This window comes from Thalassotalea sp. PP2-459 (assembly GCF_001913705.1).
Lineage (GTDB): Bacteria > Pseudomonadota > Gammaproteobacteria > Enterobacterales > Alteromonadaceae > Thalassotalea_C > Thalassotalea_C hakodatensis.
Genome location: NZ_MKQD01000050.1, coordinates 14,042 through 35,099 on the forward strand (window position 1 = coordinate 14,042; position 21,058 = coordinate 35,099).

General features: G+C 38.3%; 17 protein-coding genes. 7 read left to right on the forward strand and 10 right to left on the reverse strand.

Features of this window, described 5'->3' with window-relative positions; all coding sequences use genetic code 11:
• The 3 genes from BI291_RS12410 to BI291_RS12420 are packed head-to-tail and all read right to left on the reverse strand — an operon-like array spanning position 1 to position 7,459.
• The gene (locus tag BI291_RS12410) at positions 1-3,069 is read right to left on the reverse strand and encodes an efflux RND transporter permease subunit (RefSeq protein ID WP_074499090.1); all 3,069 of its coding nucleotides are present in this window, start codon (positions 3,067-3,069) and stop codon (positions 1-3) included.
• Positions 3,056-6,316 carry an efflux RND transporter permease subunit gene (locus BI291_RS12415; RefSeq protein ID WP_074499091.1) on the reverse strand — a complete coding sequence of 1,087 codons (3,261 nt, stop codon included), beginning with the start codon at positions 6,314-6,316 and terminating at the stop codon, positions 3,056-3,058. The genes BI291_RS12410 and BI291_RS12415 overlap by 14 nt, the downstream gene beginning before the upstream one ends.
• Positions 6,317-6,340: 24 nt before the next feature.
• Entirely contained in the window at positions 6,341-7,459 is a 1,119-nt protein-coding gene (locus BI291_RS12420; protein WP_074499092.1) for an efflux RND transporter periplasmic adaptor subunit, read from the reverse strand.
• A gap of 264 nt (positions 7,460-7,723) precedes the next feature.
• Between BI291_RS12420 and BI291_RS12425 the strand changes: the two genes are divergently transcribed.
• Entirely contained in the window at positions 7,724-8,482 is a 759-nt protein-coding gene (locus tag BI291_RS12425; protein ID WP_074499093.1) for an ABC transporter substrate-binding protein, read from the forward strand.
• An 8-nt stretch (positions 8,483-8,490) separates the two neighbouring features.
• Here BI291_RS12425 and BI291_RS12430 read toward each other — a convergent pair whose 3' ends face one another.
• The 4 genes from BI291_RS12430 to BI291_RS12445 form a co-directional block, all read right to left on the reverse strand.
• Complete coding sequence (locus BI291_RS12430) at positions 8,491-8,916, reverse strand: DUF3010 family protein (protein ID WP_074499094.1); 426 nt, start codon at positions 8,914-8,916, stop codon at positions 8,491-8,493.
• A 160-nt stretch (positions 8,917-9,076) separates the two neighbouring features.
• Positions 9,077-10,174: an OmpA family protein gene (locus tag BI291_RS12435; RefSeq protein ID WP_074499095.1), complete on the reverse strand. Its 1,098-nt coding sequence runs from the start codon at positions 10,172-10,174 to the stop codon at positions 9,077-9,079.
• A gap of 94 nt (positions 10,175-10,268) precedes the next feature.
• Positions 10,269-10,511: a hypothetical protein gene (locus BI291_RS12440; RefSeq protein WP_074499096.1), complete on the reverse strand. Its 243-nt coding sequence runs from the start codon at positions 10,509-10,511 to the stop codon at positions 10,269-10,271.
• A gap of 142 nt (positions 10,512-10,653) precedes the next feature.
• On the reverse strand, positions 10,654-11,133 hold the full coding sequence (locus tag BI291_RS12445) for a GNAT family N-acetyltransferase (RefSeq protein WP_074499097.1): 480 nt from the start codon (positions 11,131-11,133) through the stop codon (positions 10,654-10,656).
• Between the two features lie 270 nt (positions 11,134-11,403).
• Between BI291_RS12445 and BI291_RS12450 the strand changes: the two genes are divergently transcribed.
• A complete protein-coding gene (locus BI291_RS12450) occupies positions 11,404-12,924 on the forward strand; it encodes a dipeptidase (RefSeq protein WP_074499098.1) in 1,521 nt (506 codons plus the stop codon).
• Between the two features lie 31 nt (positions 12,925-12,955).
• Here BI291_RS12450 and BI291_RS12455 read toward each other — a convergent pair whose 3' ends face one another.
• A complete protein-coding gene (locus BI291_RS12455) occupies positions 12,956-13,249 on the reverse strand; it encodes a hypothetical protein (protein WP_074499099.1) in 294 nt (97 codons plus the stop codon).
• 191 nt (positions 13,250-13,440) lie between these two features.
• On the opposite strand from BI291_RS12455, the gene BI291_RS12460 reads away from it, so the two are divergent.
• From BI291_RS12460 to BI291_RS12470, 3 genes are read left to right on the forward strand one after another with little or no spacing between them, the layout of a single operon-like run.
• Positions 13,441-14,166, forward strand: coding sequence for an SDR family NAD(P)-dependent oxidoreductase (locus tag BI291_RS12460; protein WP_074499100.1), 726 nt, complete (start codon positions 13,441-13,443; stop codon positions 14,164-14,166).
• The gene (locus tag BI291_RS12465) at positions 14,144-15,028 is read left to right on the forward strand and encodes an amidohydrolase (protein WP_083602041.1); all 885 of its coding nucleotides are present in this window, start codon (positions 14,144-14,146) and stop codon (positions 15,026-15,028) included. The genes BI291_RS12460 and BI291_RS12465 overlap by 23 nt, the downstream gene beginning before the upstream one ends.
• A 33-nt stretch (positions 15,029-15,061) precedes the next feature.
• A complete protein-coding gene (locus BI291_RS12470) occupies positions 15,062-15,520 on the forward strand; it encodes an Lrp/AsnC family transcriptional regulator (RefSeq protein WP_074499102.1) in 459 nt (152 codons plus the stop codon).
• A 5-nt stretch (positions 15,521-15,525) separates the two neighbouring features.
• On the opposite strand, the gene BI291_RS12475 is transcribed toward BI291_RS12470, so the two are convergent.
• On the reverse strand, positions 15,526-16,704 hold the full coding sequence (locus tag BI291_RS12475; protein ID WP_074499103.1) for a sel1 repeat family protein: 1,179 nt from the start codon (positions 16,702-16,704) through the stop codon (positions 15,526-15,528).
• On the reverse strand, positions 16,701-17,222 hold the full coding sequence (locus BI291_RS12480) for an alpha/beta hydrolase (RefSeq protein ID WP_074499104.1): 522 nt from the start codon (positions 17,220-17,222) through the stop codon (positions 16,701-16,703). Before BI291_RS12480 ends, BI291_RS12475 begins: the two co-directional genes overlap by 4 nt.
• 435 nt (positions 17,223-17,657) lie before the next feature.
• Between BI291_RS12480 and BI291_RS12485 the strand changes: the two genes are divergently transcribed.
• Together BI291_RS12485 and BI291_RS12490 are read left to right on the forward strand one after the other, a co-directional pair.
• Positions 17,658-19,841, forward strand: coding sequence for an OsmC domain/YcaO domain-containing protein (locus BI291_RS12485; protein ID WP_074499105.1), 2,184 nt, complete (start codon positions 17,658-17,660; stop codon positions 19,839-19,841).
• Between the two features lie 32 nt (positions 19,842-19,873).
• Positions 19,874-21,049: a phospholipase A gene (locus tag BI291_RS12490; protein ID WP_074499106.1), complete on the forward strand. Its 1,176-nt coding sequence runs from the start codon at positions 19,874-19,876 to the stop codon at positions 21,047-21,049.
• Positions 21,050-21,058: the final 9 nt, after the last annotated feature.

Here is a 21,058-nt window from a genome sequence, read left to right on the forward strand (position 1 = left end):
TTAATTTAGCTTAGCCAGTTTTTGATTGGCGTATGCTCTCGCTCTGGCTACTTTATTACTTGCTCCGTGGCCAAGACGATAAAGGATGTAATAGCAATAGGGAACAAATGCTAAGCTGGTGATTGTTGAAAAAATTAAGCCGCCAATAATAGCGATCGCCATAGGCTTATAATCTAATACACCTGAATCTGCCGAGTTACTATCAAAAAGTACAGGCAGCATACCAATAACCGTTGTAGCAACTGTCATCAAAATCGGTCTTAAACGGGTTGAGCAGGCGTCAATAATCGCTTGTTGCAAGTGCTCAGCAGTGCCTTTGTAGCGGTTAATCTGGTCAATAAGTACAATACCGTTGTTGACCACTATACCCATAAGCACTAGCATGCCGAGTAAGCCTGTTTCACCAAGGCCTATACCTAATATAGCAAAGGTCCAATATACGCCAACAAAACCTAAGCCGATAGAACTTAAAATGGCGATTGGTAATAGCAGTGATTCGAATAAAGCAGCCATGATCATGAAAATCAAACAGAGTGCAATGATCATATTAAAGGCCATATCTTTCACTGACTCATCTTGTTCGGCAAACTTTGGCCCAAGCCCCCAAGAATAGCCTTTAGGTAGAGTAATAGCGCTCATCATTTCAGTTAATGATTCTGCGGCTTCTTTGTGGCTAACGTCTTCAATATTCATTTCTATTGATAGTTGAGTTTGACGATCCATGCGAGAAATAGTGCGTGGCGCAGGACGCGTTTCAATATCCACTAATTGTTGCAACGTTAATACGGCTCCGTTTGATTCCATTACTGGTAAGCGTTTAAAATCTTCCATTGGAATAGCATCTTTTTCAAAGTAACCCGCAACAATTTGTACTTCCCCTTTGTCTATAGTGCGCATGGTTTTAAGATTGATGCCTCGAACTGCATTACCAATATTAAACGCAACGTCTTGTGTTGAAACCCCCAATTGCATTGCACGTTGACGATTAACGATAAGTTGCATTTCGTATACTTGACCCTCAGCACTATCTTTTACGTCTGAAAAGTGTGGATGAGCCTCGATAACGGGGATCAATTGTGTTGCTATGTCATTTAGTTTTGCGGTTGAACGTCCATGTAAATAAACACTTACCGCGGTGCGAGAGCCTTCAGCTCTTTGCAATGAGGCTTTTGCATAAGCCGACAACGGAAAGTTATTTTTAATATCATTTTTTATGTCATTAATAGGGCGAGGTAAGTTTTCTACAAACCTGATATGTGACCAAGCACCACGACTAAAAACACCTGAATAAAGCTTGTGTATGCCGAGTGATTGTTTATGCGTTAATAAGTAAGATTCAACTTGTTTAAGGTAATCAAGTTTTTTTTCTAAATCCGGCTCGCCCGTAAATTCATAAAATATTCGCAGTCTTTTTTCTGACTGTGCGTCACTAGAACTTTTATCAACAATACTCTTAGCTGCCATAACACTAAGGAACATGATTAAGAAAAATGCACCTACACGTTTAGGGTGTGTTAATCCCCAACGTAAAAACGCACGGTATTTTTGTTGTGCTGTGTCTGAGCCAGATTCGTTGTCGCTAGCATTGTTGGGTAGCACGCGATACATACAAAGGGGAATTAATGTTTTGGCGACTATTAATGACACTAATAAAGGAACACAAATCGATACTGCTATTTGTTGGAGCATTATCGTTAAAAAGTTGCTATCGCCCATTTGCAAGGGTAAAAAAATAACCACGGTAGTTAACGTGGCGCTTAAAATAGCGGTACTGACTTTATCAACACCTTCTATCACCGCTGATGCGCCTTGGTCACCCTGTGCGCGTTGTTGTAAAATACTTTCACAAACCACTACTGAGTTATCTATCAGTAGACCTATGGCTATAATAAGGCCTATTAGGGTTAACATATTTAAGCTAAAGCCCATAAAATAAATAACCGCCAGTGAAATACTGAGCGATACAGGCACGGCTAAAACAACAACACTGGTGAGTTTTAAATTACGTAAAAAGAACCATAACACCAAAAATGACAAGATAGCGCCTATTGCGCCTGCTTTTAATAAAGAAGCAATAGATACTTCAACGCTGTTGCCGTCATCGCGATCATAGTTAAGGGTAATATGTTGTAATCGCGGGTTTTGCATTGCATCATCAAGCACCGCTTTAATTTTATTTGATATTTCTACCACATTAGCATCAGATTCTCGGAAGATATCTAATCCAACAGCAGGTACACCATTTACACGGCGCTGCCACTCGCGCTCGGTTAGCGCGTATTCAACACTCGCAATATCTGATAATCGAATACGCTCGTTTATTCGTTGTGCACGAATATCTTCAATATTGCGGTATTGGCCTTGTGGAGTAACAGTATAACGATAATCGCTGGTGTGAACTTCACCGACAGACTTTAAAAAGTTTGCATCACGCAATACCTGTGTCACGGCTTGAATATCGACACGGTTCATCGCTAGCTTATCAGGATCAAGTTGGATCCAAATGCGTGGTTGTTGTAAGTATAATTCCACACGGCCAACACCTGAAATGCGCTCTAACGGTGTTTTGAGTTGATTTTCTAATAACTCGTAATCATGCGTGAGTGATTTCTCACTCAGCAAGGTGAGTTCTACCACTGGCATATCTTGCGTTGAAAACTTTCTTACGTTAATACGCTCTAGGTCTTCAGGTAATAAGTGCCTTACCATATCGACCTTTTCTCTCGCTTCTAATATTGCGCTGTTTAGATCAGTAGTAAATTTCATTTGAAGTGACAAATTTGCCCAACTAGCGGTGGTGCGAGAACGAATGGTATTTACGCCGTTCATCGTTGACATCGCTTCTTCTAAAGGCTTGGTAATTAAACGTTCAATTTCTTCTGGCGTAGAGCCAGGATAAGATATTTGTACGTTAACTTGTGGTGCATTAACGGCGGGCCAGCTATCAAGCGGAATAAGTTTGCTGCTAATAAGGCCAGCAACAAACATAGAAACCATTAGCATAAAGCAGGTCACTGGCCGCTTTAGCGCCAGAGCGGTTAAATTTTTTTTAAGTTTACCTTGCTTCATGTTCAGCCTTGTTAACGCTAACGATGTTAGCCATTTTTTCTTGATTAAACAGGCTATACAACACAGGGATCAACACCAGTGTTAAAAACGTGGCTATCAACAAGCCGCTCATAACAGTAATTGCGAGTGGGGCTCGTAATTCTGCACCTTCACCTGTTGCCATTGCCATGGGTAATAAACCTAAAACAGTCGTCATGGTTGTCATTATTATCGGTCGTAATCGCGAAGTTGCAGCGGCAAATATTGCGTCGAACATTGCCATTTCTTTTGAACGTAGTTGATTAATACGGTCAATTAACACGATGGCATTATTAACGACAATGCCACTAAGCATGATCAGACCAATGAAGGTAATAACACTTAAGTTTGTGCCGGTAATAAATAATCCGAATATCGCACCTAGCACAGCTAGTGGTACACTGATTAAGATAATGAATGGATTTAACAATGATTCAAATTGAGACGCCATTACCAAATACACTAAGAATACAGCAAGTAGTAATGCCATTATCAACGAAGAATAAGCTTCTTCCATTTGTTGATTTTGGCCAATTACTTGGCTGTAAATATGCTCAGGTAAACCTAAAGCAGCGACTTCGCTACGCACAACTTGTGCTGCTGTAGATAAATCGCCATGGTTTACAGAGGCTGTAATAATAGCCACTCGCGCTTGGTCAAGGCGGTTTATTTCATTTGGTCCAATTGACTCGGTTACTCTTGCTACCGAAGATAAGGGGACACTTTGGCCATCTTGACCATGAACGATCATATCTCGTATTGCATTGACAGAATTACGTGCATTGCGTTCAACTTGCACCATGATATCTACTTGACGATCATCTAGGTTATATTTGCTTGCAACATCACCACCAATTTTGGTTGCTAATATATCTGTAATACCAGCTGCTGTTAATCCTAGGCGGCTGAGTCTTTGATGATCAAACTCAATTTTTAATTCAGGCTGTCCTTCACGTAGCGTTGTAGTGACGTCGGCAAAGCGATTTTGTTGCTGCAACGTCGCTAGTAATTTATCTGAGAAATATTTAAGTTCATTTAATTGATAGCCACTTAGTACGACAACCAGTGGGCGCTCTTGCTCAAACATTTTACTTTGGGTAAATTCTGCGTTGGTGTTTGCCATTGCAGCTAGTTGGGTTCTTAATTGTTCTTGAACTACGGTCAATTGTTCAGGCGTTCGTGTTTTAACAACGAGTTGTCCCCAATGTGAACCACCGCGTGTAGCGCTACTCATCATTAAGCTGCCCGTGCCTGACATGCTATAAGTGTGAATGACACCTGTCATATCTACCACAGAACGCGCTAATAGGTTTAACTGCTGATCAGTTTTTTCAATGGGCGTACCTTGACGAAGGGTTAACTCTAAGGTGAGTTCGGTTTGCGCCACCTCAGGCATTAATTCCATGCCAACCTTCGGCAGTAAACTTGTCATAGCGATGGCAAAAATTAAACAAACAACGACAACAACCATACGCTGCTGCATAGCGGACTTCAGAATCTTTTCATAACTTTTAGCAAACAAGGTATAAACGCTATTAAAGGCGAGATAGGCAGGGCGCATAACCTTATTTGCACACCAGCTGAGTATTTTCGCTATCATCATAGCGATTCTGAGTAACCAACGGCCAATAAAGCAGGGGATTTTCACTAATACGAAGGTGAATGGCAATAAGAAATAGCCAAGCCATTTTTTACCGCCAGTTTTAACTTTGTCGTGGCTGCTTTCAGTATTTGCAATATGTCTTTCTTCTGGAATAGAAAACTGACGTGAAGCTAAGGTTGGTATAAAACTTAACGCGACTAATAACGATGCAAGTAAAGCAAATGTGACAGTCAGAGCTTGGTCACTAAATATTTCACCTGCAAACCCGGTAACAAAAGCTAATGGAGCAAAAACGGCGAGTGTTGTTAATGTAGATGCGGTCACTGCGCCCGACACTTCGTTTGTACCTTCAATGGCCGCTTGCTCTGTATTTTGGCCTTGCTCTTTTTTACGGTAGATATTTTCTAATACCACAATGGCGTTATCTACGAGTAAACCAATGGCTAAGGCAATACCACCTAACGACATAATATTGAGGCTAATATCGTTGGCAAACATTAAATTAAATGTGGCAACAATTGAGATTGGAATAGCCAGCGCGATAATAAGGGTAGGGGTAAATTTACCTAAGAAAAGGTAGAGAACTAGGATAGCCAAAAGACCACCGATAATGGCTGTTTGCTTTACCTCGTCAATGGCTTTTTCAATAAATTCAGCTTGGTTTGATAAGAGTTTTAACTCTGTATTTTCAGGTAAGTTTTCTCGCAACTGTTGTATTTTGGCTTGTACCTTTTTGGCTACTGCCACAGTGTTGGCGTCACCTTCTTTATACAATGCCATTTCAATTGCTTCATTGCCATTAACACGAGTAATATCTTGACGGTCTTTTACACCATCTATTACCTTTGCAATATCTTTAAGATAGACTGTTTGTCCTTCTTCTTGTTTGATGATGACGTCGCCAATTTCTTCGATATTTGTGAATTGGTTTAGTGTGCGCGCTAGAAACTCTTGTTGACCGTCAAATACTCGGCCTGCTGATACATTAATGTTTTCACTTTTAATACGATTGCTAATTGTCTCTGCTGTTATGCCGCGCATCATTGCTTGTTGTTGGTCAAGCAGCACTTGCACTTCTTGTTCAAGACCACCACTTAATTGCACGGCAGCTACACCATCAATGGGTTCTAAGGCTCGTTTTAGTTCTTGTTCGGCATACGTTCTTAGTGAACGTAATTGCGCATGTGTATCGGCATTACCAGAAATGCTTAGGCGTATAATAGGATCTAGTGAGGGGTTAAACCGTAAAATGACCGGCTTTCTCAATTCTACCGGTAACACCACCATATCGAGCTTTTCACGGAGTTCCATAATGGCGAGATCCATATTGGTTCCCCATTGGAATTCAATGATTAAATCAGATTGTCCCGGCTTTGAAATAGAGTGTAATTTGCGAATGCCGTTAACGACCCCAACTGATTCTTCAATAGGTTTTGATATCAGCTGTTCAATCTCAGCAGGAGCAGCCCCAGCATTTTCTGTTCTTACTGTCAGGGTGGGGTAACTTAGATCAGGTAACAGCGACACAACTAAGCGTGAAAACCCTACCATGCCAAACAGCATTACAGCCAACACTAGCATAGTAATAGTGACTGGGCGCTTTACAGCAAGCCTAGCAATATTCATAAATAGTCCTTACTTAAGTGTTGCTTAAAGCTGCTGTGAGTTGTCGTTAGAATGTGCTAGCGCAGCACTTTTATCTTGATTCAATACATTTATAAGCGCATTGTCTTTTAAGCCGTGCTGACCAACCGTGATCACACCGTCATCACTTGCTAATGGCGTGATAACTTCAATCCAGCCATCTTGTGAATAGCCTAACTTAACGTTGAGCTTTTTAGCGCGGTTATCGTTTGCGGTAAACACTGTAGCGTTACCATCTTTTTTGATCACGGCACTTTCAGGGATCATGGTGACTGCTTGTTTACTATCAAGGAGTATAGCCACACGAGCAAACATACCGGGTTTTAAAACCCCGCCTTGATTGTCGATGGTTAAGGTAACTTTAAATGTCCCTAGATTACTATCAACCAAAGGCGCGATACGCAGTACTTTTGCTTCTAACGATAATGAAGGCTCAGCCGGAAAACTTAACTTAGCCACTTGACCAACTTTAACTTGGTTTAGCTCAGATTCGGGTAAATAAACAATGCCTATTAGCGAGTTTAATGAAACAATGTGAAACATATCGTTACCCACATTACTTAACATGTTATGCGCTTTTACAGAACGCTTAGCAACAACGCCGTCGATAGGGGAGACCACTTTAGTATCACGTAGTTTAATTTGAGCTAATGCTAGTTGGTTTTCTGTGGTTTGAACCCTAAACTTGAGCTTATCAAGATCTTTCGCTGAAATTAATTGTTCACCATCTATCGGTTGACTTCGTTTATATTCAGAATTAGCTGACATATAGTCAATTTTTGCACGCTCATAATCAAGTTTGTAACTTTGTGGGTCTATTTGAGCGAGTAAATCCCCGGCTTTTACTTTTTGACCTTCCTGTGCATGTATAGACTCAAGCATTCCTGTTACTTCATTAACAACTTTACTTTCTTGTTCTGCTTCTAAAATAGCCGTGGTTTGATAATACTTTGCGACATCTCCCACTTTGGAAAATGTGACTTCAACTGGTATTGCAAACTCTTGTTTTTCTTTATTATCTTTTTGTTCAGCTTGACTTAACTGACCTTCTTCGCCTGAACAGGCGGTTAGTGCTAATAAACTAAGTGTAAGAAGTATTTTATTATATGATTTTGGCAACGACATTGTATCTACTTTTAACGTTATTATAGTTTTCTGCGTATATGATATGTGATTATCAAGTTAAAACAAATTTATTCATTAAGTTATTTTTATTTATCTACTGACATTTTTGTCACTAATTTCTTTTTCTTTTAACTTTATGTAATTAACAAAATACCGTGCTTTAGCGTATTTAAAAGGAATTTTCTAGCGTTTTTTCTTGAACTTTTTTAAGTTTGGTGACATAAAGTCTTAATGATAAAAAGTTTTTGAGTGATAGGGGGAAGTATGCAAGCAACTGTAAAATGTTGGACTTTTTTATTTTGCTTATCTATCAGTCTTTTTGCTCAAGCAACTCATATTATTGCTGTAACTGAGCATTTACCGCCTTATCAGCAGTTAAAAAGTAACCATGATGTTTCAGGATTTTCAGTTGAGATTGTTAAAGCACTCGGGAAAAAAGTAGGAGATAACATAACGTTTGAAGTACTTCCTTGGAACCGTGCTTACCGCAAGGCACAAGAGCAAGAGAATGTATTAATTTTTTCGATGTATCGAATTCCCGTGAGAGATAAGTTGTTTAAATGGGTTGGGAAAATAGACGAAAACGTGCATTACTTTTATGCGTTAAGAGATCTAAAGAAAAATCATGTAACTGATATTGCAGATGCAAGAAAGAAAGTTATTGCAGTGACTGATAATGCCTTTGAAGATAAACAATTAACTAAAAAAGGCTTTAAAAAGTTAGCGAGAGTTTCTAGCCCTGATAAAATGGTTAACTTATTGTTTAACAATCGAGTTGAATTACTTTTTGGTAGTGAAATAGCGATTACTAATTTAGCCTCACAAGCGGGGCGTTCACCGGGTGAACTTATACGGTTAATTACCATTGAAAACTGGGGGGATGGTTTATGGCTGGCCTTTAGTAATCAAACGCCCGATTCTACCGTATTAAAATATCAACAAGCATTTGAGCAGTTACAAAAAAGTGGTCAGATTGAAGCAATCAAAGCTAACCACTTTCATTTTGACTTTATTAAGCCTTGAATATGAACTTAGTTGCTTTCTAAATAAGCAAAAACGGTTTGAAAGGCTGTTTCTTGAAACTTCTTCAAACCAGTATCTCTAAAGTCGATTGGCACTGGTGATTTAGCAATGGTAGATTTGATCATCGTGGCGGATAAAATTTCTGCGTCAATGCCTTCAATTAATTGAATAGCAGCCTCTAATTTAAAACCAATAGCACCACCGGCAAATTTACCTTTAAGCGCACGGCCTTTAATAACAACTTTATCAATTTGGTAATCTTCCAGAAATTTTGCAAAAGTGAATTGAAATTTCTGTAAATCTTCAGTATTACCTGCATTATCGATGGTAATTCTTGGTACACGAACCTGAGGAATATCATACAAGCCCATTGATTTTGACATGACACAAATAACGGCATCATTGCCTTTAAGTTCTACACCACAAGCTTTCATTGAATGACCTATTGACTAAAATTTTTCACATTATAAAGGAATGAATGCTTAGTCAGTAGTAGTTTTTAGACTAAATTGAGTGATTGTTGAAGAGCAGGTATAAAAAAGGCTGGAAGTTATCCAGCCTGTATAATATTTATAAGATGCTTTAAGCTAACGGTTAGCGTTGAACGGGTACACGTTTGGTGCCTACAATTCGTGCTTCAATTCGTCTGTTTTTCGCATGAGCTGCAGCTGTGTTAGCAGTATCGAGTAATTCACTTTCACCATGGCCTTCGGCAGTTAAGCGTGAACGATCAATGTTAAACTGTTCTGTTAGAATGTTTATGATTGCTTGAGCACGTTTTTGTGAAAGTTCCAGATTATATTTTTCATCACCAACAGCAGAAGTATGACCATTTATTGTGATGGATTCTTGTGGGTATTGTTTAAGAAACTTAGCTGCACGTTCTATTTCTGGGTAAGCTGCTGGTTTTACTTCATATTTATCGTGAGCAAAATGAACCGATAAATCCATCACTTTTTCGCGATCCATGAATATCGTACAACCAACAGAATTCACTTTATTGTTCAAAGGTGTATTCATGCATTTATCAACAGCATCAGGAACACCGTCTTTATCAGAGTCAGCAGGCAATGTTTCTTGTTGGGCTTTTGCTGGTTTTATCGGTTTAGCTGCTGGAGCTGCCGCAGGTGAGTCAATATCACCAAAATAATAAATAAAACCAATTTTACTGACAAAATCGAGATGATTGTCATCAATTTGGTACATGCCTTGGCCTTCTAAGTAGAAAGCTGCATTGTTGCTGATGTAGTGGCGATAACCTGCACCTACACCTGGAGAAAGGTTTGAGTGATCAACATCTAGAAAGTTAGCACCTGCCACCATATAGAAGCTTTTTTGATAAGGAAAATAAAGTAAATCTAACGCTGTGTTTGTACCTGATGCAACATCAAATCTATCGTCTTCTGCGTCTAAATTTATGTAAGAGTATGATAGTCTAGCTTCAAAATCTTTGGTAATACGGTAACCTAATTCAAGGCCAGCACCTGCGCCATTGTCAAGAGATGTAGTTCCAAAACTAGGATTTGTGATTAGGCGATCATCATCTGTATTAATGAGAAGGCCGTGTGCACCTAAATAATTTTTACCTACAAGTTCTTCTGCGTTTGGTTGTTCAGTAGCGAGTGCATAAGAAGTGGTAAGAGAAGTTAAGGCTATAGTCACGCCTAAAGTTGCGAGCGATAAAGTGCGCATGTAGTCATCCTTAATTAATTGTATGAATATTTAACGTTTTATACGTTAATGCGCGGTAATTTTAACGCATCTACACTAAGTTTCCACCACCGTATTAAATATTTTCTCGTTTTAACTTAATGATTAAATCAATATGGGGAATTAATTCCTCAATTTCAGCAATGTGATCTCGTAATGACTCCCATTGATATAACTCTAGTTTTCCTGAGTCTAGAATTGCTTGTTTAAGTTCGCTAACAAGTGAGTTTTCATCTTGTTGTTCAATGAATTCATTAATCCTAAGTAAATTATCAAGATCTTGTTGGCTGATAATTTCAAGTTCATTTTCCTTTGCCATAACTCGTACCTATAATTATGAGACTATGTTAAGTATAGGAGCTGATGAGCTTTTTGATGTATTCATTGAAAATTTTGATTAAATAACCCGAGCTAAGGTTAAATAAACAGTTGAACTAGGCCAACTGTTTATAGGGAGGTTATTACGATTGGGCAAAGTTAGAGAGAGTTTCACCTGCCATACGGTATCCAACCCACTCAGGTTGCGGTTCTGCACCTAATGACTCATAAAATTCACGAGAGGGAGTATTCCAATCTAAACAACTCCATTCGAATCGGCCGCATTTGTTGTTCATTGCTGTTTTTGCGAGATGTTTCAGTAAAGCAATGCCTGCACCTTTTCCTCTATACTGAGGGGAAACATATAAATCCTCCAAATAAAGCCCTGGTTTTGCTAGCCACGTTGAATAATTATAAAAATATACTGCAAAGCCAATGGCATCACCATTTAATTCGCAAATTAATCCGTGTACCCCAGAATTTTCACTAAACATGCTTGACTCAATCGTTGCTACCGTTGCAAGAACTTCACTTTCAGCTTTTTCATAAATAGCAAGTTCGCGAATAAAGTGTAATAGGGTTGCTGCATCTTCAATAACGGCTGGCCTTATTGCTAATGACATATGTACTCCTAAGGGTATAAATTTTTGATGATATTAAAACATGATAAATGTCAGTTATATATAATACAGTGTATTTGTAGCGACAGAAAACTGTATGGGTGTTTTTTCTTTATTGTAGTTGTTTTAAAGCTGAACAATTACGTAAAATAGTTGTCTATTTTTTTTGTTATAACAACTTGATTAACTTTTAGTTTGTTTAAACTCTTTTTTAATTCTCGTTGAGTGCCCCAGTTTTTAATAAAAGTAACTTTATACTTTTTGGAGAATATTTTGAATCTTACGAAATTTAATCAATTCGTTAAGGTAGGAATCATTTGCAGCCTACCTTTGTTTTCACTACCTAGCCAAGCACTTAAAGTGAGTAATATTGCTCAGCAAACTGCTGAGTATGCCGTAAATACTTATTCACAAGCTATGGTAGATAGCTTAGCAAAATTAGTACAACATAATACTGTTGCGGCAAAAGGCATTCCTTCTGATAAAAACCCAACGCATATTGCGTTTAAAAAAGAGCTTCAACAGCAAGCTCTTGCGCTTGGTTTAGATTATCAAGATGATGGTTATATTGTCATCATAGGTTTAGGTAACAGCAAAGAGAGAGTGGGCATTATTACCCATGGTGATATTCAACCAGCAAACCCTGATAAGTGGGCAAAGTCTCCTTTTGAATTAGACACAACGAGTGAACCAGGAAAGTTAATTGGGCGAGGAACTGAAGATGATAAAGGGCCTATCGCAACAGCGCTGTATGCGATGAAAGCTATTAAGGATAAAGGGATCCCTTTAAATAAACGCCTTGAGCTTTATGTTTATATGGCTGAAGAGTCTGATTGGCAACCGTTAATAGACTATGTCAAAACTCATGAGTTGCCGCAGACTAATATTACTATTGATGCCGAATACCCAGTAGTGACTGCCGAAAAAGGTTACGGCACATTAAAAATAGCTTTTAAAAAGCTGAATAAACAAACATTTGATACGTATATCAAGCACTTTGAGGGCGGATATTTTGGCTCTCAAATACCGGAAGATGCCAAAGCTGTGATTGACAATGCTGATATTAATCTTTTAGAAAAATTAATGAAGAAAGCCCAATCGTATCAGGGCGTTAATTTTGACTTTACCTTAAAAGATAACCAATTAACTATTACTGCTCTAGGAAAGTCAGCGCACTCTTCTAAGCCACAAGAGGGAGTCAATGCTATTCCTTATTTAGCGGATTTACTAGCTGATCATCGCTGGCCAAATAATGGGCCAGGTACTTTAGTAAACTTCATTAATGATAATGTCGGCTTAGGATTAGAAGGTAAAAAGTTTGGCAACATTGCTTATCATGATGACTTTATGGGGCCGATGACAGTTTCACCAACAGTCATAAAACAGCATAATGATAGTCTTGAACTAAACATTAATATACGTCGACCTAAAGGTAAGACAGCTACACAACTCCGGGCTGAAATTACCCAAGCTATTGCCAGTTGGAAGTTACAGTACCTTGCTGAACTTACTGAGTTAGACCATCAAATTGGTGATCCGTTTGTACAATCAGACGCACTTCACATTGATACGTTATTATCTGTATTTAGTCATTTTACCGGGATCAATAATGCACAGCCGATATCTATAGGTGGTGGCACTAATTCTCGTTTATTTCCTGGCGCAGTAGCATTTGGACCATCTATGCCGGGTGAAAAATATACCGGTCACTCTGAGCATGAGTTTATCACGAAAAAACAGTTTGATTTGAATTTGAAAATGTATACTGCGGCGATGGTTGAATTAGCAAAGTAATACGCACTAGGTTCTGTTAACGCTAGTAATTTTACCTTTCATCTTCTAGGCACTTGGCGATAAAGGGAACTTCACTTTTCGCCATAAATGCTTCTAGTACCGCAATGTTTAACCAAAACATGGCGAATGCAAAGAGAAAGCTAAAATTAATGAAGATAATCACCGCGGGAAGTATTGCAAGGATTAGAATAACAGCATACCTACCATAAAAATCAGTGCTTTTTTCTTCATTGAATAAAACGATTGCATGATGAATACGCCGAAATCTTTCAGAAGCGCTTAATTGGCGCAATAACGGATGGTTCCACAAAAAAATATAGTGCATGTATTTATTCCTTTAAAAACGACACATCCTAAGATCCTCAATATCTTTAACACTAGCAACTTTATTTTAACTTATCAATACACTTGATTAATTAGAAAAAAGCATCAATCGTTTATGTTTATAGAGTTTCGTAAGCTGGTACTACATACTGGTTATGCGTATTATGTGGTAAAAATTAACGGCAAGTACTAATAATGAAAACATGTATTGTAACTGGCGGAAGTTCAGGTATCGGGCTGAGTATTGCCCAGTCTTTTATGGCAAAAGGTTATCGAGTGTGTAACTTAGATATTAACGACGGTGGAGTAGGAGAGTTTTTTTATTGTGATGTTACTGATCATCAATCTGTACATCAGACAATCGAATTGATTGCAGAGTCATCAAGCATTGATGTGTTGGTGTCTAATGCTGGAGTTCATTTTTCAGCGACTATCGAAGATACTTCGCCGTATGAGTTACAACGTATATTCGATATCAATGTAAAAGGCGCCTACTCAGCGATACAAGCAGTATTGCCTGTAATGAAAGCGCAAAAACAAGGTGCTATTATTTTAATCTCTTCTGATCAAGCTATTATCGCAAAGCGAAATTCTTTTGCCTATAACTTGAGCAAATCTGCACTTGCATCTATGGCAAAAACAACTGCTTTAGATTACGCGCAGTATAATATAAGAGCTAATGCCGTATGCCCAGGGACTATCGAAACATCTTTATATCATAATGCTATTAACGCTTATTGTGAACGTTCAGGGGCAGATAAGTCGGAATTGCATCAAGAGGAGGCAAGCTTACAACCGTTAAATCGCTTAGGGCAGCCTGAGGAAGTTGCGGCCTTAGTAACATTTTTAGCGTCGGATGAAGCTAGCTTTATCACGGGGAGTTTGCAAGTGATCGATGGCGGTTACACCGCACAATAATATGATACAAATTATTGATCCACATTTACACTTGTTTGATATAACGCAGGGTGACTATTATTGGTTAAAGCCTGAAAACCCACCGTTTTGGGCTGATAAATCTATCATTCATCGAACGTTTACCTGTGAAAATATCGAATTACAGCCACCATTATCTCTTTGTGGTTTTGTACACATTGAAGCTGGATTTGATAATAAGCAACCGGTTAAAGAAGTCGAATACCTAGAGCAAGCGGTAAGTATGCCTTTTGCTGCAATAGCATATGCAAACATTACCGATGAGCCTGCCGTTTTCAAGGCAGCGATAACCGCATTAATGCAGTATCAGCATGTTGTGGGTATTCGGTATATTCTCGATAATAACGCACTTGATATTCTATCAAATGCTAATGTCAGTCAGAATTTTTCATTACTTGCTGAAAAGTCACTGATTTTTGATTGCCAAATGCCATTAGCAAATAAAAAAGCCGTATCGTTGTTGTGTACGTTATTATCGCAAACGCCAGCGTTAAAGGTGGTGATTAATCATCTAGGTTCACCGACTAAAGCCGACCAAAACAAGATTAGCAATAAATGGTATCAAGGGCTTTTAGCATTATCGGCTTTTCCTACGGTAGCAATAAAGTGCTCTGGCTGGGAAATGGTATCCAGAAACTATGCTCTTCAATGGCTAAGCGCCATGGTTTTAACCTGTGTTGAAGTGTTTGGTGAGCATCGCGTTATGCTGGCGAGTAATTTTCCGTTATGCTTATTTTCAATGAATTACCAAGACTATTGGCAACAGGTTATTGATGTAATTCCAAACTCACTACAGCAAAGTTTGTGCTATAAAAATGCAAAAACATGGTATAACGTAGAATAAAATTCCTGTGTTGCGTTTATACGCGTTATATTTATGGATAAATTTGATAAAAAAATTCTAGAAATTCTTCAACAAGACTGCACATTATCGGTCAGTGATGTGGCAGCAAGAGTTGGCTTGTCTACAACCCCTTGCTGGCGACGTATTCAAACGTTGGAAAAAAAAGGCATAATAAAAGGGCGAGTTGCCTTGGCGGAACCTGAGAAACTCAATGTAGGTTTAACGGTTTTCGTGATGATAAAAACAAACCAACACAACCCACAGTGGTTAGCTGCCTTTGGTAAAATAGCTAAAGAGTTTCCAGAAATCATTGAGTTCTATCGAATGAGTGGTGAAGTAGACTATTTGTTAAGAGTTGTTGTTTCCGATATGAAAGCATATGACAGCTTCTATAAAAAACTCATTGATAGAGCAAGCTTTGCAGATATTAGCTCAAGTTTTGCGATGGAAGAAATTAAGTATACTACAGCATTACCTGTTGATTATGTTTAGCGAAGTTAATCGTTAAAGGTAATACTGTAATGGCATTTGTCTGCTTCATACCTTAAATGATGCGTCTGTTCTAAATAATGAAAGGTGTAGTTTTTTTGGCTGGTGATTGCTTGTTTAAGTGTTAATGTGTTGATATTAAGATCAGAAAACATGTCAATGTAAATCAATCGATGTAACATGTTTATTGCGCGTTCTGCTTGCGCTTTTTTAAAACTTACTGAAACACTTATCACTTGCTCTGTTTTAGATTTGTGCACACTAAATATTAAATTGTGTTTTGTCGCAACATCGAAGTAAATACTGTCATCAAAAGCGTGTTTTAATCGTTCACTGAGTAAATGTTCCCGCTCAAATTGTGCTTGTAAGGTTAAAATATCTTGCAGGTAGGGATTGTTTGCATATTTTCCGATAAGTGCTTTGTGTGATAATGCGGCCACACACTGTAAATCTTTATAAGCACAATAGGCAAAATGGTATCGTGCTTGAGCATAATTTTCCGTTTGATTTACATGATAAACACCTAGGTTGTAGTTAATATCGGCATCAAAGGGAAATAGCTCGTACGACTTTTGCCAATACATTGCACCTATCTTTTTATTCGAAGCCACTTGCCCTGAGCCATTATAATAAATAGTGCCAAGGTTTAAATAAAGTAACGCTGTGGCGAACTCTTTTGAACGAGATAAACAATGTAGATAAGTTTTTTCTGCTTTTTTAAAGTCAGCTTGTTGCTCCCACATAACGCCTAAATTATTACATGCATCTGGATATTCAACGTCAATGCCTTTATTAAAGTAATAGGTAGCTTTAGAGGTAATACGTTGAACTTGATAAGTTTGTGCAAGCAAATTGAATAAATAACCTTGATCAAAGTTATTTAAGGTATCAGGTTGATTTGCGGCATAGAGTAATAATTGCTGCGCAAGCTTCTGGTTTGATTCTTTTGCATTGTTATTTGCTCCCTTTTGTTCTTCGAACCATAAATAGCTTCCAAGAGTCAGTGCTTGTTTAGCTATTGAATAATCATCAAATAATTGGTTTTCTAATGCTGTCCCTACCAGGTTAAAGTGTTCCAGAGCTTGATGCCATTGCGCTTTATCAAAGTGATTTTCATGTTCAGCAAAAGCGACTGATGTACTCAGTAATAAGCTAAGCAATGAGGCGATAAGTGTTGAACGAATCATGTATTTACCTTGTATTCAAATCGAGTTTTTGTGTTCAATATAAAAGATTCAAATAGCATAATAACCTGTTCCATAGAAGAAGTTAGGCGATGATCGCCCTCAATTAGGTGCAAAGCACATTGGGTCTGTTGACCATATTTAATGGAATGTTCAACAGGTATAACATCGTCAGACCAACCATGAATAATTTCAATATTGCTGACAAGAGGAGCATATGTTTGATGTTGGTAATTAGGCATAAATAGCGCTGGCGCTAATAAAAATAGCCCTAGCGGTTTGTTGGTTTGCGCGGCTACGAGTGAAACATAGCCGCCCATGCTTGAACCAACCAACACATAAGGTTGTGTTTCTTTTGCTAAGTAATCATTGAGCTTTTTTACCCGTTCATCGGGATTCACAATGTTACGGTAATCTACGCTATCAACTTGAAAACCTGAGGCTATGCCTGTATCAGCAAGTGTGGTAATTTTACTGCCCCATGGCCCGCTTTCTTTACCGTGTGAGAATATAATTTTCATGGTGACCTCAGAGTTAAACTCCTAGCTGAATTTGTCTGGTTTAATAATATTGCGGGTAACGGTTATTTTGATCCCGTTGATTTAAATATAACCAGTAAACTTGGTTGTATGACTCAGGCGGTTTGCTATTGATAAATAAATTTGGGTTCATATTGGTAATACTACGAGAAATGATTTCCCATATTGTCTGCTAAATAGGTGGCTCACATTAAACGCTAGGTTTATGTTTTAGCAAGTATTATTTCTTTTTATCTCTACAAAATTAGACAATATTGATGTGTAAATGAATGAAAAGCGTGATGATACAAGGCTGTTTTATCATGGAAGATACCTTTATGGCTTCGTCATGAAAATCTTTCGAAAAAGTCCAAGACTATTGGCTTTAAAACAACGATAATATTGGCATATACATTTGTTGCCGGTTTTGGATTTTTCATGGAAATTAACGTTAACTTTTTGGATAACTTGCGTGTTGAAGCGAAGTTTGATGATTTTTCAGTAATTGCTGATCAACCTATTCGCTATAAAGGAGATGGCTCAGCGCCTAGTCCGTTTGATTACTTTTTAGCATCTTCAGCATTATGTGCAGCTTATTTTATTAAGGTTTATTGTAAGTCTCGTGATATTTCTACTGATGGTATTCGGTTATCTCAAAATAATATCGTTGATCCAGAAGATCGCTATAACCAGACGTTTCAAATTCAAGTAGAAATACCAGAAGCTATTTCTGAAAAAGATCGCAAAGGCATATTGCGTTCAGTTGAGCGCTGTACCGTAAAAAAAGTCATACAAACCGGGCCAACCTTTGATGTTAAAGCGGTCGATAATTTAGCGCAAGACGCGCAAGCGATGTTGACTGATTTCTCAAATAAAGGAGAAACAACCTTTATCGAAGGCAAAGATCTTCCGTTAGAAAAAACCATTGAGAACATGACACAAAAGCTTGCTAGTTTAGGCATGAAAATTGAAGTGGCATCATGGCGAAATATTGTGCCACATGTGTGGTCTTTGCATATTCGTGATGCGGCGTCACCAATGTGTTTTACCAATGGTAAAGGCGCGACTAAAGAAAGTGCATTATGCTCAGCACTAGGAGAATTTATTGAGCGTTTAAGTTGTAACTTTTTCTATAACGATCAATTTTTGGGTGAAGACATTGCCAATAGTGATTTTGTTCACTATCCATGCGAGCAGTGGTTTCAACCGGGCGAAAATGATGAACTGCCAAATGACATTTTAGATGAATATTGCCTAGACATTTATAACCCTGACGGTGAATTACGTGGCTCTCACTTAATTGATACTAATTCAGGTAATGTAGCGCGAGGGATTTGTTCAATTCCCTATGTACGCCAATCAGATGGTGAAACTGTGTATTTTCCCTCTAACTTGATTGAGAACTTATTCTTAAGTAATGGTATGAGCGCAGGAAATAATCTGCAAGAGGCGAAAGTGCAGTGTTTATCGGAAATATTTGAACGGGCGGTTAAACGTCAGATCATTGAACAAGAAATTGTGTTACCTGATGTTCCACAAGCGGTTATCGAAAAATATCCTAGTATACATGAAGGTATTCAAGCATTAGAAGCCCAAGGCTTTCCTATTGTGGTTAAAGATGCCTCGCTTGGTGGGCAATTTCCAGTGATGTGCGTTACCTTGATGAACCCTAAAACGGGTGGCGTATTTGCTTCTTTTGGTGCTCACCCAAGTTTTGAAGTTGCCCTTGAACGTAGTTTAACTGAATTGTTGCAAGGTCGAAGCTTTGAAGGCTTAAATGACGTACAACGACCAACATTTAATAGTATGGCAGTTGCCGAACCTGAAAATTTTGTGGAACATTTTATTGATTCATCTGGGGTTATTTCTTGGCGCTTTTTTAGTGAAAAGCATGACTATGAGTTTGTTGAATGGGACTTTTCAGGAACCAATGACGAAGAGTGTAATACGCTTTTCGGCATATTAGCAACAATGGGCAAAGAAGTTTACGTTGCTGAGTTTACTGAAATAGGTGAGGCTTGCCGTATTTTAGTACCTGATTATTCTGAAGTGTATCCAGTTGAAGATTTGATTTGGGACAACACCAATAAAGCGTTGCAATATCGTGAAGATATTTTAAATATTCATCGTTTATCTGATGATGAACTTGCCGCTTTAGTCACACGGTTAGAAGACAGCCAGCTTGATAATTATATCGATATAATCACGTTAATAGGTATTGAATTTGATGAAAATACCGTCTGGGGACAGTTAACCATTCTTGAACTTAAGATACTTATTTACCTTGCGTTAGGCGCGTTAGAAGAAGCACAAGAGTTAGTTGGTGAGTTCCTCCAGTTTAATGATAATACGGTAGAACGTGGTTTATTTTATCAAGCAATGGCAGCAACGCTTGAAGTGGCAATCAATGAAGATCTTGACATAGATGATTACTTAACAAGCTTTACCCGTATGTTCAGCCAAGAGGTGATGGACAATGTCATTGGTTCTATTAATGGCGACGTAACCTTTTATGGCTTAACGCCTACTAATATGCAACTTGAGGGTTTAGATAAACATTTACGACTAATTGACAGTTATAAAAAACTCCATCAAGCAAGAGCTAATAGCGTGATTGGTTAGCGTTTTATAGCTTAACGAAAAGGATTGTTTTAGTGCGTTATAATTTTATCATATTTTCTTTAGTATTATTGCTCAATTCAGCAATGTCGTTGGCATCTTCACAGCAAGAGTTGTTACCTTTAGAAGCTTCACCAGAAGAAGATTTTTGGGCGGAATTCTTAGAAAGTGGTCAGGCGTTTAAAGAAAAGAAATGCCAACAGAAGGGCATGTATTTTAGGTGTATTTCAGGATATGAACCCTCTTATTTTGGCTATGTTGGTCGAGACAAAAAGCATTTAGACGGTTCACACCTAGAATTTAAAGTCTCGCTAAAATACCCTCTCTGGGGAAGTTTAGTTGATTTAGGTGATGAAAATACCATTGATGAGCGTTCTCAAGCGGTCTACTTTGCTTATACAGGGCAATATGATTTTTACTTTGGTTCTCGTTATTCTGCTCCTGTCATTTCAAGGCAGCAAAATCCAGGTATCTTTTATAAGTACGAATATGAAACGCGGCAGAGTGGTTACAAAAGCTTTTCAGTGGGCTATTTTCATGAATCTAATGGCCAAGAAATAGATGATGAACGCGTATTTGATAACAAAGTCGCAGATATTTTGGACAGTATTTGCCGCGAAGAAAGTCACGAAAGCTGCTTCTCTGATGGATTTAACCAGCAGCGTGCAAATGCTATGGCAACAGATTATTTAAGCAGAGGGTGGGATTATTTAGCCGCCTCTACTAAATATACTTTAATGCATCGCCGAGACTTATTTGGCAGACGGATTGCTGTACAAACTGACTTTTATTTCACGGCAAAAGCCTATTTTAACTGGCAAGGGTTAGGAGCAGTAAAAGGGCGTGAAGAAAATATTGCCTGGCTAAAAGGTATTGATCACCCAGGTGACAATGTATATGACTATCGAACATTCCAGTTAACGGTGAACAGAAAACTTGATTATCAAGGTTGTGCCGATATTGCGAATAACGATTGTCATGGCGGAAATGGTGATAAAAATTGGTTAGATTATCTCGCAGATAACACGGAATGGAGTTTGACACTCTCGTCTGGGAATAAACTGAATAATATCTCATATCGTCTTGAATTCGTGCATCATTTTGCAGGGCTTTTCCCCTTAAAATTAACGTATTTCAATGGTTACGGCGAAAATATCTCAACGTATCAATCCAAGAGCCATTATTGGATGATCGGTATTGATTTATGGTAGTTAGAATAC